General features: G+C 69.9%; 13 protein-coding genes. 9 read left to right on the top strand and 4 right to left on the bottom strand.

The window, feature by feature from the left end:
- Positions 1–34: 34 nt before the first annotated feature.
- Entirely contained in the window at positions 35–697 is a 663-nt protein-coding gene (locus JIG36_RS19380; RefSeq protein WP_203377727.1) for a UdgX family uracil-DNA binding protein, read from the top strand.
- On the opposite strand, the gene JIG36_RS19385 is transcribed toward JIG36_RS19380, so the two are convergent.
- Positions 669–1,433: a TetR/AcrR family transcriptional regulator gene (locus JIG36_RS19385; protein WP_203377728.1), complete on the bottom strand. Its 765-nt coding sequence runs from the start codon at positions 1,431–1,433 to the stop codon at positions 669–671. The genes JIG36_RS19380 and JIG36_RS19385 overlap by 29 nt on opposite strands.
- Positions 1,434–1,508: 75 nt before the next feature.
- Here JIG36_RS19385 and JIG36_RS19390 point away from each other — a divergent pair, with 75 nt between their 5' ends.
- From JIG36_RS19390 to rny, 8 genes are all read left to right on the top strand, one after another.
- The gene (locus tag JIG36_RS19390; RefSeq protein WP_203377729.1) at positions 1,509–2,453 is read left to right on the top strand and encodes an ATP-binding cassette domain-containing protein; all 945 of its coding nucleotides are present in this window, start codon (positions 1,509–1,511) and stop codon (positions 2,451–2,453) included.
- Positions 2,454–2,538: 85 nt separating this feature from the next.
- Entirely contained in the window at positions 2,539–3,318 is a 780-nt protein-coding gene (locus tag JIG36_RS19395) for an ABC transporter permease (protein ID WP_203377730.1), read from the top strand.
- Between the two features lie 44 nt (positions 3,319–3,362).
- Positions 3,363–3,563, top strand: coding sequence for a DUF3046 domain-containing protein (locus JIG36_RS19400; RefSeq protein ID WP_203377731.1), 201 nt, complete (start codon positions 3,363–3,365; stop codon positions 3,561–3,563).
- Positions 3,564–3,762: 199 nt separating this feature from the next.
- Positions 3,763–4,809 carry a recombinase RecA gene (recA, locus tag JIG36_RS19405; RefSeq protein ID WP_203377732.1) on the top strand — a complete coding sequence of 349 codons (1,047 nt, stop codon included), beginning with the start codon at positions 3,763–3,765 and terminating at the stop codon, positions 4,807–4,809.
- A gap of 1,009 nt (positions 4,810–5,818) precedes the next feature.
- Complete coding sequence (locus JIG36_RS19410; RefSeq protein ID WP_203377873.1) at positions 5,819–6,325, top strand: regulatory protein RecX; 507 nt, start codon at positions 5,819–5,821, stop codon at positions 6,323–6,325.
- Positions 6,326–6,739: 414 nt separating this feature from the next.
- Positions 6,740–7,462, top strand: a complete 723-nt coding sequence (locus JIG36_RS19415) for a hypothetical protein (RefSeq protein WP_203377733.1) — start codon at positions 6,740–6,742, stop codon at positions 7,460–7,462.
- Positions 7,463–7,693: 231 nt separating this feature from the next.
- On the top strand, positions 7,694–8,956 hold the full coding sequence (locus JIG36_RS19420; RefSeq protein ID WP_203377734.1) for a hypothetical protein: 1,263 nt from the start codon (positions 7,694–7,696) through the stop codon (positions 8,954–8,956).
- Positions 8,957–9,327: 371 nt separating this feature from the next.
- The gene (rny, locus tag JIG36_RS19425) at positions 9,328–11,073 is read left to right on the top strand and encodes a ribonuclease Y (RefSeq protein ID WP_203377735.1); all 1,746 of its coding nucleotides are present in this window, start codon (positions 9,328–9,330) and stop codon (positions 11,071–11,073) included.
- On the opposite strand, the gene JIG36_RS19430 is transcribed toward rny, so the two are convergent.
- The 3 genes from JIG36_RS19430 to JIG36_RS19440 form a co-directional block, all read right to left on the bottom strand.
- A complete protein-coding gene (locus JIG36_RS19430; protein ID WP_203377736.1) occupies positions 11,047–11,547 on the bottom strand; it encodes a DinB family protein in 501 nt (166 codons plus the stop codon). The two genes, rny and JIG36_RS19430, sit on opposite strands and share 27 nt — an antisense overlap.
- A gap of 98 nt (positions 11,548–11,645) precedes the next feature.
- Positions 11,646–12,533 (bottom strand): amino acid ABC transporter permease, encoded by an 888-nt coding sequence (locus JIG36_RS19435; RefSeq protein ID WP_203377737.1) that lies wholly within the window; start codon positions 12,531–12,533, stop codon positions 11,646–11,648.
- A complete protein-coding gene (locus JIG36_RS19440) occupies positions 12,530–13,204 on the bottom strand; it encodes an amino acid ABC transporter permease (protein ID WP_203377738.1) in 675 nt (224 codons plus the stop codon). Before JIG36_RS19440 ends, JIG36_RS19435 begins: the two co-directional genes overlap by 4 nt.
- Positions 13,205–13,275: the final 71 nt, after the last annotated feature.

Genomic DNA, 13,275 nt, shown 5'->3' on the forward strand with positions numbered 1-13,275 from the left:
CTTCTCGGGGCTGGTTTCGGGTAGAACCTTCTCCATGCCTAGGACCGACGCGCCGGTCGGCGCACAGCAGTGGGTGCCGTCCGGGCCGCGGAGCATCGAGCAGCTCAAGTCCGCCGCGGCCGGCTGTGAGGGCTGTGAGCTGCACGCCGACGCGACCCAGACGGTCTTCGGGCGGGGAGCGGCGAACGCCCGCGTCGTGCTGGTGGGCGAGCAGCCCGGCGACGTCGAGGACCAGAAAGGCCTGCCCTTCGTCGGTCCCGCTGGCCGCCTGCTGCGCGAGGCGGTCGACGACTCCGGCCTCGACGCCGGCGACGTCTACATCACGAACGCGGTCAAGCACTTCCGGTTCGAGCGGCGCGGCACCCGGCGCATCCACCAGAATCCGGGCCCCGCCCACATCACCGCCTGCCGCCCCTGGCTGGTGGCCGAGTTCTCGCTGCTCCAGCCCGAACTGGTGATCATCCTGGGCGCCACCGCCGGGCGTGCGCTGCTGGGCCCGTCGTTCCGGGTCACCCAGCAGCGCGGCCGCCTGATGCCGTGGCCCGCCTCGGCCCAGCACCCGGAAGACTTCCCGGTCGCCGAGATCAACGCGCTCGCCACGATCCACCCGTCGGCGGTGCTGCGGGCCGACAACCGCGAGATCGCGTACGGCGGACTGGTCGACGATCTCAAGGTGGCGGCGTCGTCCCTGAAGTGAGCAGGTCGTCCAGGCCGTCGAGGATGCGGTCCAGGCCGAAACGGAAAGAACGGTCCGAATCCCGTACGGCGTTGTACTCCTGCCCCGCCGCGGTGCCGACGCGGCCCGAGATCGGGTAGGCGTCGAGCGGCATCAGGCGCTCCAGCACCGGCGCGTTGACCTCCCACCACTCGAGGTCCGAGATGCCGGACTGCTCGGCCACGCGCAGGGCGTTGACGTCGGCCCGCGCCGAGGCGGCGGTGAAGTCGCTGATCAGCGTGATCGTCTGATCCATCTGCAGGTCGGTGAAGCCGGCGCCCTCGATCGCGGACAGCTGCCACTCCCACCGGTCGGAGCCGTTCGGCCCGATCCACGGGCGTGGCTGTTCCACCTGGAGCAGCCACGGATGCCGATGGAACTCGTCCCACATCTGCCGGGCCACCGCGGTCAGACGCGTACGCCAGTCACCCTCGTGCGGCGGCAGGCCGGGCTCGCCCATCACCTCGTCGACCATCAAGCCGATCAGTTCTTCGCGGCCCGGAACGTACGTGTAGATCGACATCAGCTTGAGGCCGAGCCGGTCCGCGACCTTGCGCATCGAGAACGCCGGTAGCCCCTCCTCGTCGGCCACCTCGATCCCGGCACGGATCACCTCGTCGACGCTGAACCGCTGCTTCGGTCCCCGGGTGCCCTGCGGGGTCCCCAGCTTCCGCCGCCACAGCAGGGTCAGGGTGCGGTCGACGTCCCGATTTTCCATGTGCGGATCTTACTTCGTGTGGTGTACGGTGTTCGCGCGACAAACACCGTAAGGCATACGGAGTTAGGGGCTGCGATGAATCTGGTGGCGGATGGACTGCGGAAGAAATACGGGGATGTTCAGGCGCTCGACGGCTTCGACCTGACCGTGGCGCCCGGCGTGATCCACGGGCTCCTCGGCCCGAACGGCGCCGGCAAGACCACGGCGGTCAAGGCGCTGGCCACCCTGATCGACGTCGACGGGGGCACGGCGAGGGTCGCGGGTTTCGACATACGGAACCAGGCCTCTCAGGTGCGGCGGCGGATCGGCCTCGTCGGGCAGAACGCGGCCGTCGACGAAATTCTCGGAGGTCGCCAGAACCTGGTCATGTTCGGCCGGCTGTACGGCCTGAGCGCAGTGGACGCCCGCAGCCGCGCCGATCGGCTGCTCGACATGTTCGGGCTGGTCGAGGCGGCCGACCGCGCGGTGTCGACCTACAGCGGAGGCATGCGCCGCCGGCTCGACATCGCCGCCGGTTTCATCCTCACCCCGGCCGTGCTCTTTCTCGACGAACCCACCACCGGGCTCGACCCACGGGCCCGCAACGAGGTCTGGGCCAGCGTCCGCGAGGTCGCCGCCGCCGGCACCACGGTGCTGCTGACCACGCAATACCTCGACGAGGCGGATCAGCTGGCCGCGCGCATCTCGGTGATGAACCACGGCCGGGTGGTCGCCGACGACACCCCGGCCGTCCTCAAGCGCCAGATCGGCGGCGACCGGGTGACGGTGACGATCGCGGCCGGCGAGTCTCTCGACCAGGTGGCCGAGCGGCTCGGCGCCGCGATCGGCATCCCGGCCGTGCCCGACCTCGAGGCGCACAGCCTCACGTTCGAGGTCGGCTCGGGCGTCGCCGGGCTCTCCGCCGTCGTCCGCGCCCTCGACGAGTCGGGCATCACACCGGACGACCTGGTGCTGCGCCGGCCCACCCTCGACGAGGTCTTCCTCACCCTGACCGCCGCTCCGAAGGAGACCGCGCGATGACCACGACGACGGCTGTCCGGGCAGGTAAGGAGACCCGCACGATGACCACGACGACCGCTGTCCGGGCGGGTAAGGAGGCCGCGCGATGACCGCCGTCCGTGCCGGCTGGGTTCTGACCCAGCGGAACCTGGCCCACTGGGCCCGTCAGCCCTGGACCCCGATCTTCGGGCTGATGTTTTCGATCATGCTGCTGCTGGTCTTCGGCTTCCTCTTCGGCGGCGCGATCAGCGTGCCCGGCGGCGGCGACTACATCACCTTCCTGCTGCCCGGCATGCTGGCGCTGAGCATGATGTTCGGCGTCGAGAGCACGGCCACCGCGATGGCCGCCGACGCCCGCAAGGGCATCACCGACCGGTTCCGTTCGCTGCCCATCGGCAGTGCCTCGGTCGCCCTCGGCCGGGTCGGCGCCGACATGGCCAACTCGACGGTCGAACTGCTCGTCCTGCTCGCCGGCGGCCTGCTGATCGGCTGGCGGATCACCTCCGACCCGGCGTCGGCGGTGCTGGCCGTCCTGCTGCTGTTGCTGTTCCGGTTCGCCATGCTCTGGATCGGCATCTTCGTCGGGCTGTCGTTCCGTGGCGAGGGCGCCACGATGGCCGTCCAGGTGCTGGTCTGGCCGATCGGTTTCCTGTCCACCGCCATCGTCTCGGCCGAGACGATGCCCGGCTGGCTGGGTGCGATCGCCGCCTGGAACCCGCTGTCGGCCACGGCGTCGGCGACCCGTGAGCTGTTCGGCAACCCGACCGGCATCACCGAGGGGCCGCTGGCGGATGCGGCGGTGTGGCTCGCCCTGGGCTGGCCGTTGCTGCTCACGGCGATCTTCCTGCCGCTGTCGGCGCGGGCCTACCGGCGGCTGCGCGGCTGAGACCGTACGCCGGGACCGGCGACGCGAATGGGTACGCTCGCGGGGTGCGGTTGACGGATTTCTGGGCGCGGCTGGAGGAAGCCTTCGGCGCCGCCTACGCGCGCAGCATCGCGGCGGACCATTCTTTTGCCGGTCTCGGCGACCGGACCATCAACAAAGCGATTGCGGACGGTATCGATACGGCCACTATCTGGCGTGCAGTTGTCGCCGCGTACCCCGATCGGGTGCCTTCCCGCCTGCATTAACGCGATTTTCGTACACCCGTTCTGGCGTGTCACTCGATAGTCGTACACGTGTTCGGCTATTGTCCACAACGGCTTGGTCATCCACAGGCTGGAGCGGGGCGGTCGATTTTTGTCATACCCACCGCCTACCTTGTTGCCCGTGGTGAACAGAAGCGCATCGGCGAAGACGCCCGCGAAATCGAGTACAGGGGTGGCGGACATGGTGGCAGGACCTGACCGGGACAAAGCGCTCGATCTGGCGTTGGCTCAGATTGACAAGCAGTTCGGCAAGGGCTCGGTAATGCGGCTCGGGGAGCGGCCGGTCGTCGAGACCGCCATCATCCCGACCGGCTCCATCGCGCTCGACGTGGCGCTCGGCGTCGGCGGCCTGCCGCGCGGCCGGGTCATCGAGGTCTACGGCCCGGAGTCCAGCGGTAAGACGACCGTCGCGCTGCACGCGGTCGCCAACGCCCAGCGCAACGGCGGCATCGCGGCCTTCATCGACGCCGAGCACGCGCTCGACCCGGAATACGCGAAGGCTCTCGGCGTCGACACCGATGCGCTGCTCGTGTCCCAGCCCGACACGGGTGAGCAGGCGCTCGAGATCGCCGACATGCTGATCCGCTCCGGCGCGCTCGACATCATCGTCATCGACTCGGTGGCCGCGCTCGTGCCGCGCGCCGAGATCGAGGGCGAGATGGGCGACAGCCACGTCGGTCTCCAGGCCCGCCTCATGAGCCAGGCCCTCCGCAAGATCACCGGCATCCTGAACAACTCGGGCACGACCGCGATCTTCATCAACCAGCTCCGCGAGAAGATCGGCGTCATGTTCGGCTCGCCCGAGACGACGACCGGTGGCCGCGCGCTCAAGTTCTACGCTTCCGTACGCCTTGATGTCCGGCGCATCGAGAGCCTGAAGGACGGCACCGACGTGGTGGGCAACCGCACCCGCGTCAAGGTCGTGAAGAACAAGGTGGCCGCGCCGTTCAAGCAGGCCGAGTTCGACATCATGTACGGCAAGGGCATCTCGCGCGAGGGCTCGCTGATCGACGTCGGCGTCGAGCAGAGCATCATCCGCAAGTCCGGCGCCTGGTACACGTACGACGGTGACCAGCTCGGCCAGGGCAAGGAGAAGGCGCGCGAGTTCCTCAAGGAGAACCCCGACGTCGCCGCCGAGATCGAGAAGAAGATCCTCGAGAAGCTGGGTGTCGGCCAGACCACCGGCGACGCCGCGGGCGGCCCCGAGCTCCCGCCGGTCGACTTCTGATCGGTAGGTCCGCATCGTGCCGGCCCGGCGAGGCGCGCGTTCCGGGCGTGGGTGGGACCCGATTCCGCCCCGTCCCGCCCGCGCCTACGATGAGCACCCGCCCGGCGAGCCCTCCGCCGGCGACGACCAGGAACGCGGCAACGTTCCCATCCGTCGCCGTCGGGCCTCGCCGGGCGGAATCCCCTACCGTGACGACCTTTTCATCGACTCCGACGACGACGGCCTTGCCGATACTCCCGGCGCGCGTGGCGAGGCGACACGCCGCGGTCGCGGTGGCGCCGCCGGCGCGCCCGGTCGGGGGACGCGGCGTGGCTCGGGTGGCGGCTCTCGCCCGGAGGACGACGCAACGTCACATGGTCTCGGCGGTGCTTCCGGTGGGTTCGCCGGTTTGGTGCGGCGTGGCTTCGGCGGCGCCTCCGGTGAGGGTGTCGAGGTGACGTGGGACGACCTGACCGGCGGTTCCGCGCGGCCGGCGGGTTCGGCGCGCGGTGATCAGGCGCGCAGCGGTTCTGGTGCGTCGGCGGGGTCGGTGGATGGTCGTTTCGCCGAGCCTGGCGGCTCGGCGTGGGATGGCTCCGCGAACGCTGGCGGCTCGGCGTGGGATGGCTCCGCGAACCCTGGCGGCTCGGCGTGGGATGGCTCCGCGAACCCTGGCGGGTCGGTGTGGGATGACTCCGCGGGCCCTGACGGTTCGGCGGATGAGGATTTCGGTGCGCCTGCCCGTTGGTCGCGTGGTGGTTCGTCGCGTCGTGATTCTGGTGACGACTCGGCCGGCGCGGCGCGCGGTGCGTGGGGCGGTGACGGATCCGAAGAAGGTGGCCGGTCGCGGCTCGGTGGCTCTCGTGGACGGTTCGGGGAGTCCGGGTCCGGGGGAGCGGGCGGACGTGGCTCGCGTCGTGGACGTCGTGGTGGCGACCGGGAATCCGGGCCGGGCGAGAACAAACGGAACGAGAACACGCGGAACGACAACAAGCAGCCGGCCCAGAGCGAGAGCGAACGGGCGCGCGAGATCTGTCTGCGTCAGCTCGCGGTGCGGCCGCGCACCCGGGCCGAGCTGGCCAAGGTGCTCGCTCGCAAGGAGATCTCGGAAGAGGTGATCGCCGAGGTTCTCGACCGTTACGACGAGGTCGGGATCATCGACGACGCCGCGTTCGCCCTGGCGTGGGTGTCCAGCCGGCATCACGGTCGTGGGCTGGCCCGGCGAGCGCTGGCCAATGAGCTGCGCCAGCGTGGTGTCGACGCCGAGGTGGCCGGCGAGGCCCTCGAAACGGTCGACGACGAGGACGAGGCCGCAACGGCCCGCGCCCTGGTCGACCGCAAGCTGCGCACGGCCCGCGGTGAGCCCGACGCGGTGTTCCGCCGCCTGGTCGGCATGCTGGCCCGCAAGGGTTACTCCGCCGGTGTGGCCATCCGGGCGGTCAAAGACGCCTTGGCCGCCCGCGACGCTGAGGCGGCCGAGTTCGCAGACCAGATCGACGCCGACGCCATGGCCTCCGACGCCGACCCCAACTCCTGACGCCTCCGACGCCGACCCGATTCCTGACGCCTCCGACGCCGACCCGATTCCTGACGCCCCTCCGACACGTCCCTGCCGCCCGCCGTCACGCCGCGTCGTGCCGCGTGCTTCTGGGTCGTGCCGCGCTTCCGCGTTGTGGCTCGGCTGTAATCGGGGTGGAACCGGAGCGTGGGTGACTGCGCCGGCGGGGTTCGGGGCCCTGGCCTGGGTGCGCTGTGAGTCTGGTGCGGAGTGTGATGGGCCGGCGGCCGCTTGGGTGAAAGTGGTCTATATAGGTAACGATCTGTGTCCGGAAATCCACATATCGCTGGGTGTGGATGGCGCGAGATCTCTGATCTGGGCTACGTTGCTGGCCGGATCGCGGGGGTCTCTGGCATGTGGAGTGTCCCCGCTGCACGAAAAACGGGGAGGGACATGCGGATCAATCAGCTTGCGCGCCACCGGGGTGTGCGCGTGGTCGCGCGCCTCGGTGTGTTGGTCGGGGCGGTCGGCGTCGCGGCGCTCGCCGGTGGGCACGCTGCCAGTGCGGCGACCACGCAGACCGCCACGCGTGGCGTTGTCATCGTCACCGAGGACCCGAAGGACGTCGGCGCGGCCGCCGACGAGGAGACTCCCGGCGACGACGAGACTCCGGGCACGCCGGGCGAGAACCCCGGCGGCGGTGGCGGCGAGAACCCGCCCGGCGACGGCGGGGAGACTCCGCCCGGCGATGGTGGCGAGACTCCGCCTGGCGATGGTGGGGAAACCCCGCCCGGTGACGGTGGGGAGACTCCGCCTGGCGATGGTGGCGAGACTCCGCCCGGTGACGGTGGGGAGACTCCGCCGGGTAACGGTGGCGAGACCCCGCCCGGCAACGGCGGGGAGACCCCGCCGAGTGACAACGGTCCGGGGGAGACCCCGCCGACCGACGACACCGGCACGGGTGGCGGCACCGGCGAGGACGACCAGGACGGCGGCGTGTCCGACGACCAGGACGACGACAACGACACCGGCGGCGGTGGCGGCTCGAGTGGTGGCGGCGGCCTTCCGGTCACCGGCATGAACGTGGTCGGCGTGGCCGGCCTCGGGGCGTCCGTGCTGGTCGGCGGCGTGGTTCTGATGCTCGTGACGCGGCGTCGGCCCGACACTCGGGCCTGACGGAACCGACTCGGTCCGGCCAGGCGCCGAGGCTCGGGCCTGAGATGCAGGGGCCGAGGCGCGGAACCGGGTCCTGAGTGCGATAAAACGGATCGAATCCGGTCGTGGCGACATGCCGCGGCCGGACTCGTCATTATCGGTGTCGCGACGATCGAATGTGATCGAATTCCCAGGTGGCGGGGGTCGTCGGCGGACATCGGCGTTCGCCACTGATTGGTAATATGCGGTGTTGTGACCGAGTCTTCGCAGCAAGGAAGGCGGGGCTACGGTCCCTTCCCGGAGGGTGCCGAGCCGACCGCGCCGATCAGCGCGCAGCCGCCCGCCGAGACGATCCCGCGCCAGACGGTCCGAGGCCCCGGCGCGGCCGCACCGGGCAACCCCAGCCCGGCATCGTCGCACCAGGTGGCCGCGGGTCACGGCCCGGCACGGCCGGGTGACCCCGCCGGCACACAGCCGTGGGTGACGAGCGAAACCCCAGCGGGCGAGACCCCGACGAGCGGCGCTCCGACGAGCGGTACTCCGTCCAGCGGCGCGCCCTACCCGGGAACCCCGACAGGCGGTACTCCGTCCAGCGGCGCGTCGTACCCGGGAACCCCGACAGGCGGTACTCCGTCCAGCGGCGCGCCCTACCCGGGCACCCCGTCGGGCCCGCCGTACGGCTCGAACCCGACAATCGGCGGCGGCTACATCCCGACGAGCGGCGGCGGCTTCAGCCCGACGAGCGGCAGCGGCTACGGCCCCTTCCAGAGCAGCCCCGCCCCCGACCCCTTCGGCGAGCGCCAGGAGGGCTGGACCGAAACCCCGTACGGCTTCAACGCCCCACCCGGCCGCCGCATCGAGCCGACCCCACCGCCCGAGCGCAGCCGCCTGGTCCTGGGCATCCTCGCCGGCCTGGTAGCGGGCCTCCTCCTGTTCGGCACGGGCGGCTGGTTCGCCGGCCGCGCCACCGCTCCGAAGGCCACCCCGGCCACGACCGAGCCGGCCCCGGCACCGACCGCGAGCGGTCAGCTCGGCGTGTTCGAACAGAACCAGGTGGCGATCAACCAGCCCGACTTCGCCGGCACCGGCCTCACCGCGATCTCCGAGGGTTTCCTGCCCTATTTGTCGGCCTGTTCGCGTCCCAAGGCCAACACTGGCGAGAAGGCCCGCGTCCGCTGCACCCTCGACGGCATGAGCGCGATCTTCGTGGAATACAACTCGACCGCCGACCGTGACAAGGCCCGGGTGAAGGCGCTGGGTCAGGCCGTCGACGCCCGCACGCTCACCCCGGGCGTCGCCCCCGCGGCGGAAAGGGCCACCCCGTCGGGCCGAACCACGGGCAATTACGTGGAGTACGCGTACCGTCTCACGGAGAGTGGAACCACCCGGACGGTCAGCGGCATGTGGTGGGACGACGCCGACACCCCGGTCGCCGGTTACCTGCTGGCGTACTGGAAAGAGGGTCTGGGTGAGAAGTGGGATCCGATGCGCGATCTCTGGTCCCGGTACGCCTGATTTGCCCACCGGTATCGTGAGCTGGGCGTAAGCAGGTCTGTGCCCTAAGTCCCATCCGCTGCCGAATCATGGATCCTTGACCGAAGTGGCACTCGCGACCTAGCCTCGCGTTACACAAGGTTTGTTCGACCATCGCATGCAACACGCACAACATAGATCGCATAACTTTCCGGCATCACTTGTAGCCAGCAAGCAAGGCCCCGGCGCCCGACCGCAGGCGTCGCGTGGCTCGATATATGGGCGGTTCAGCACCGTTGTCCCCCTCGAGGGCGGCGGCTCGATGACGCCTGCGGTCGTCTGCCTTGGTCGGGCATCCCGCAACTGGCCGGCGTGCTCACAACGCGCCCGGCGATCGAGGGGAGACGCGGCAGATGACGACCGCCCTGGACTGGGTGCTGGTGGTGGCGATCGTCGTCCTCGCCGCCATCGTGGTGGCCGGCATGGTGCTCGGCGCACGGGCGCTGCGCCAGTTGCACAAGGTCCGGGCCGACGCCCAGGGGCAGGGTCAGGCCGTCGACGACGCGCTCGCCAAGGTTGAGGACGCCAACGCCAAGGTCGACGACGCCAATGCCAAAGCGGCTTCCGTACGGGCGGAGGCCGCCGCCGCCAAGGCCGAGGCCAGCGCCGCCCGCGCCGAAGCCCGCCGCGTTCTCGAAGCGGCGCACAGTGAAGCCGACACGATCCTCGAGCACGCGCACCGCCAGGCCGAGGCCGACGCCGAGCAGGTCCGCGCGGCCGCCCGCCGCCAGGGGGAGCGCGAGGTCGCCCTGCTCAACACGACCGCCAAGGAGCAGGCGGCCGAGGTCGAGCGCCGCACCTCCCGCATCGACGAGCGCGAGCGCCTGCACGCCGACGAGGTCGAGCGCCTGGTCGAGCGGGAGCGCCGCCTGGCGACGATGGACGCCGATCTGGCCGGCCGTGAGAGCGCCCTGGCCGGCCGCGAGGCCGAGCTGGCCGGTGCCGAGGAGACGAAGCGCCGCGAGCTGGAACGGATCGCCGGCCTGACCGCCGAGGTCGCCCGCACCGAGCTCGTCGAGAGCATCGAGGCGCAGGCCAAGCGCGAGGCCGCAATCCTGGTGCGCGACATCGAGAGCGACGCCCGCAGCACCGCCGACACCCGCGCCCGCCACATCGTGGTCGACGCCATCCAGCGCATCGCCAGCGAGCAGACCTCGGAGAGCGTGGTCAGCGTGCTGCATCTGCCGAGCGACGAGATGAAGGGCCGGATCATCGGCCGCGAGGGCCGCAACATCCGCGCGTTCGAGTCGGTCACCGGCGTCAACCTGATCATCGACGACACTCCCGAGGCGGTGCTGCTCTCCTGCTTCGATCCCGTACGGCGTGAGGTCGGCCGCCTGACCCTCGAGAAGCTGGTGCTGGACGGGCGCATCCACCCGCACCGCATCGAGGAGGTCTTCGACAGCGCCAAGAACGAGGTCGACATCCTCTGTGACCGGGCCGCCGAGGAGGCGCTGGTCGACGTCGGCATCACCGACCTGCACCCCGAGCTGGCCAAGCTGCTGGGCCGGCTGCGCTACCGCACCAGCTACGGCCAGAACGTGCTCAAGCACCTCTCCGAGACCGCCCACATCGCCGGGATCATGGCCGCCGAGCTGGGCCTGGACATCCCGACGATGAAGCGCGCGGCCTTCCTGCACGACATCGGCAAGGCGCTGACCCACGAGGTGGAGGGCAGCCACGCGCTGATCGGCGCCGACCTGGCCCGCAAGTTCGGCGAGTCCGACGACGTGGTGCACGCGATCGAGGCGCACCACAACGAGGTGCAGCCGCAGACCATCGAGGCCGTGCTGACCCAGGCCGCTGACGCCTGCTCGGGCGGGCGGCCGGGGGCCCGGCGGGAGAGCCTCGAGGCGTACGTGAAGAGGCTGGAGCGCATCGAGGAGATCGCCGCCGGCAAGGTCGGCGTGGAGAAGGTCTTCGCGATGCAGGCCGGGCGCGAGATCAGGGTGATGGTGCGCCCGGACGACATCGACGACATCGGCGCGGCGGTGCTGGCCCGCGACGTGGCGAAGCAGATCGAGGAGGAGCTGACCTACCCGGGGCAGATCCGGGTCACGGTCGTCCGGGAATCACGAGTCACCGAGCTCGCTCGTTAGTCCCAGCTGCTCGCGCAGGATGTCGGCGTGGCCGCAGTGCTGCGCCAGTTCCCGCAGCAGGTGCAGATAGATCCAGCGCAGCGGCAGCGGACCGCGACGGTTGCCGGTCAGGGTGTCGTCCAGCGAGAGATCGGCGACGGCCCGCCGAGACGCCTCGACAGCGGCGGCAAAATCAGCCCGTACGGAAGCAATGCTGTCCGAATCATCCAGGATGAACGACTCGTCGGGGTCGGCGGGAATGCCGATCTCGGACCGGGGACGCCCCGTGACGGCCTCGTCGAACCACACCTTCTCAACGAAGGTCGCGTGCTTGACCAGCCCCAGCAGCGTGGTGCGGGACGGCACCAGGGAACGCCGCACCTGCTCCTCGGTCAGATCGTCGAGACAGTCGTGCAGAGCCCGGCGGTGCTCGTCGAGGAAGACCTCGAACTGGGCTCGTAACGGCTCGTTGGTGACGTCGTCCGTGGAGATCATGGCGGCAGCATCGCAAGCGTCACGGCGCGAGGGCAAGCCGGAATACCACTGTGGCCCCGGAGTATGTCCGGGGCCACAGCGACATCGTTCGAACGGTGTCAGGAAACGCCTCCGCCGCCCATGCTGGGCCCGATGGTGGCCTGCTCGGCCGCCGTGCCGGCCTCCCGAGGCGCGCGACCGCGGCGACGCGTGCGTCGCGAGAGCCACCCGGCGAACGAGGTGAGCAGCGTGTTGACGATGATGTAGATGATCGCGGCCACGATGGCGGCCTGCAGCACGTTGCCGTAGTTGGCCGAGAGGTTGTTGACGCCGAGCTGGATGAGTTCGCTGTACGAGATGATGTAACCCAGCGCGGTGTCCTTCACCAGCACGACGAGCTGGCTGACGATCACCGGCAGCATCGCGCGGGCCGCCTGCGGGATCAGGATCTGGCCCATCACCTGGCTCTTGCGCATGCCGATCGCGTACGCGGCCTCGCTCTGCCCCCGGGGCACCGAGTGGACGCCGGCCCGGAACGCCTCGGCCAGCACCGACCCGTTGTAGAGGGTCAGGCCGATCACCACGGCCCAGAAGATCGACATGGGCTGCTCGGTGATGAACGGCACTCCGAAGAAGATGAAGAACATCATCAGCAGCAGGGGCACGGCCCGGAAGAACTCGACCACCGCGCCGGCGGGCAGCCGCACCCACCAGTGGTCGGAGAGCCGGCCCACGGCGAAGATGATGCCGAACGCCAGCGACAGCACCATCGCGACCGCGGCCGCCTTCAGTGTGTTCAGCAGGCCCGGAATGATGTAGTCGTTCCAGGTGGTGCCGTACGTGAAGGGCTTCCAGAGCACACCGTCCCACTGGCCCTTCGCGTCGAAGCGCGAGTAGATCCAGTAGAGCAGCCCCAGCAGGGCGATGCCGAAGACGATCGTCAGGACGAGGTTGCGCGCCTTGGCCTTGGGCCCCGGGTGGTCGTAGAGGACGGCGTCGGTACTCATCGCTTCACCGCCAGACGGTTGGCCAGCCAGCCGAACGCGTAGCCGGTGGGGATCAGAACCAGGGCGAAGGTGCCGGCGAAGACCAGGAAGATCGGGATGACGTTGTCGCCGTTCTCGTTGATCAGCTGCTTCATCGCGCTCGACGACTCCATCAGGCCGATCGTGCCGACGATCGTCGTGTTCTTGCAGAGCGCGATGAGGATGCTGCCCAGCGGCGCGATGACCGCCCGGCCGGCCTGCGGCAGGATCACGATCGTCAGGGTCTGCAGGAACGTCATGCCGATCGCGCGAGCCGCTTCGGCCTGACCCGGGGGCACCGTGTTGATGCCGGAGCGGATGGCCTCGCAGACGAACGCCGCGGTGTAGACCGAGACGCCGATCACGCCGAGCCAGAAGTTGTTCAGGTCGATGTCGTCGGCGAGCGAGAGGCCCAGCGTCGAGAAGAGACCGAAGTAGCAGAAGAAGATGATCAGTGTGAGGGGGGTGTTGCGGAAGATGTTGACCCAGGCGGTGCCGAAGCCACGCAGCACCGGAATCGGCGACACCCGCATCGCGGCGAGAACGACGCCGAGCACCAGAGCGCCGACACCACCGGCGAGCGTGAGCTTCAGGATCCAGAGGAACCCGGTGATGTACACGTCCCGGTTCAACGGGTCGGAGAAGACGTCCATCGGCACCTTCGATGAGTGAGGTGGAACAAAGGCGGCGGGGCCGGTCGCCCGGCCCCGCCGACTAGATGAGG

The organism is Paractinoplanes ovalisporus, assembly GCF_016834655.1.
Taxonomy (GTDB): Bacteria; Actinomycetota; Actinomycetes; order Mycobacteriales; family Micromonosporaceae; genus Actinoplanes; species Actinoplanes ovalisporus.

Bases quoted from the DNA above. Each gene is read 5' to 3' on its own strand.
- JIG36_RS19380 (WP_203377727.1), top strand. From the start codon at position 35: ATGCCTAGGACCGACGCGCCGGTCGGCGCACAGCAGTGGGTGCCGTCC.
- JIG36_RS19385 (WP_203377728.1), bottom strand. From the start codon at position 1,433: ATGGAAAATCGGGACGTCGACCGCACCCTGACCCTGCTGTGGCGGCGG.
- JIG36_RS19390 (WP_203377729.1), top strand. From the start codon at position 1,509: ATGAATCTGGTGGCGGATGGACTGCGGAAGAAATACGGGGATGTTCAG.
- JIG36_RS19395 (WP_203377730.1), top strand. From the start codon at position 2,539: ATGACCGCCGTCCGTGCCGGCTGGGTTCTGACCCAGCGGAACCTGGCC.
- recA (WP_203377732.1), top strand. From the start codon at position 3,763: ATGGTGGCAGGACCTGACCGGGACAAAGCGCTCGATCTGGCGTTGGCT.
- JIG36_RS19415 (WP_203377733.1), top strand. From the start codon at position 6,740: ATGCGGATCAATCAGCTTGCGCGCCACCGGGGTGTGCGCGTGGTCGCG.
- rny (WP_203377735.1), top strand. From the start codon at position 9,328: ATGACGACCGCCCTGGACTGGGTGCTGGTGGTGGCGATCGTCGTCCTC.
- JIG36_RS19430 (WP_203377736.1), bottom strand. From the start codon at position 11,547: ATGATCTCCACGGACGACGTCACCAACGAGCCGTTACGAGCCCAGTTC.
- JIG36_RS19435 (WP_203377737.1), bottom strand. From the start codon at position 12,533: ATGAGTACCGACGCCGTCCTCTACGACCACCCGGGGCCCAAGGCCAAG.
- JIG36_RS19440 (WP_203377738.1), bottom strand. From the start codon at position 13,204: ATGGACGTCTTCTCCGACCCGTTGAACCGGGACGTGTACATCACCGGG.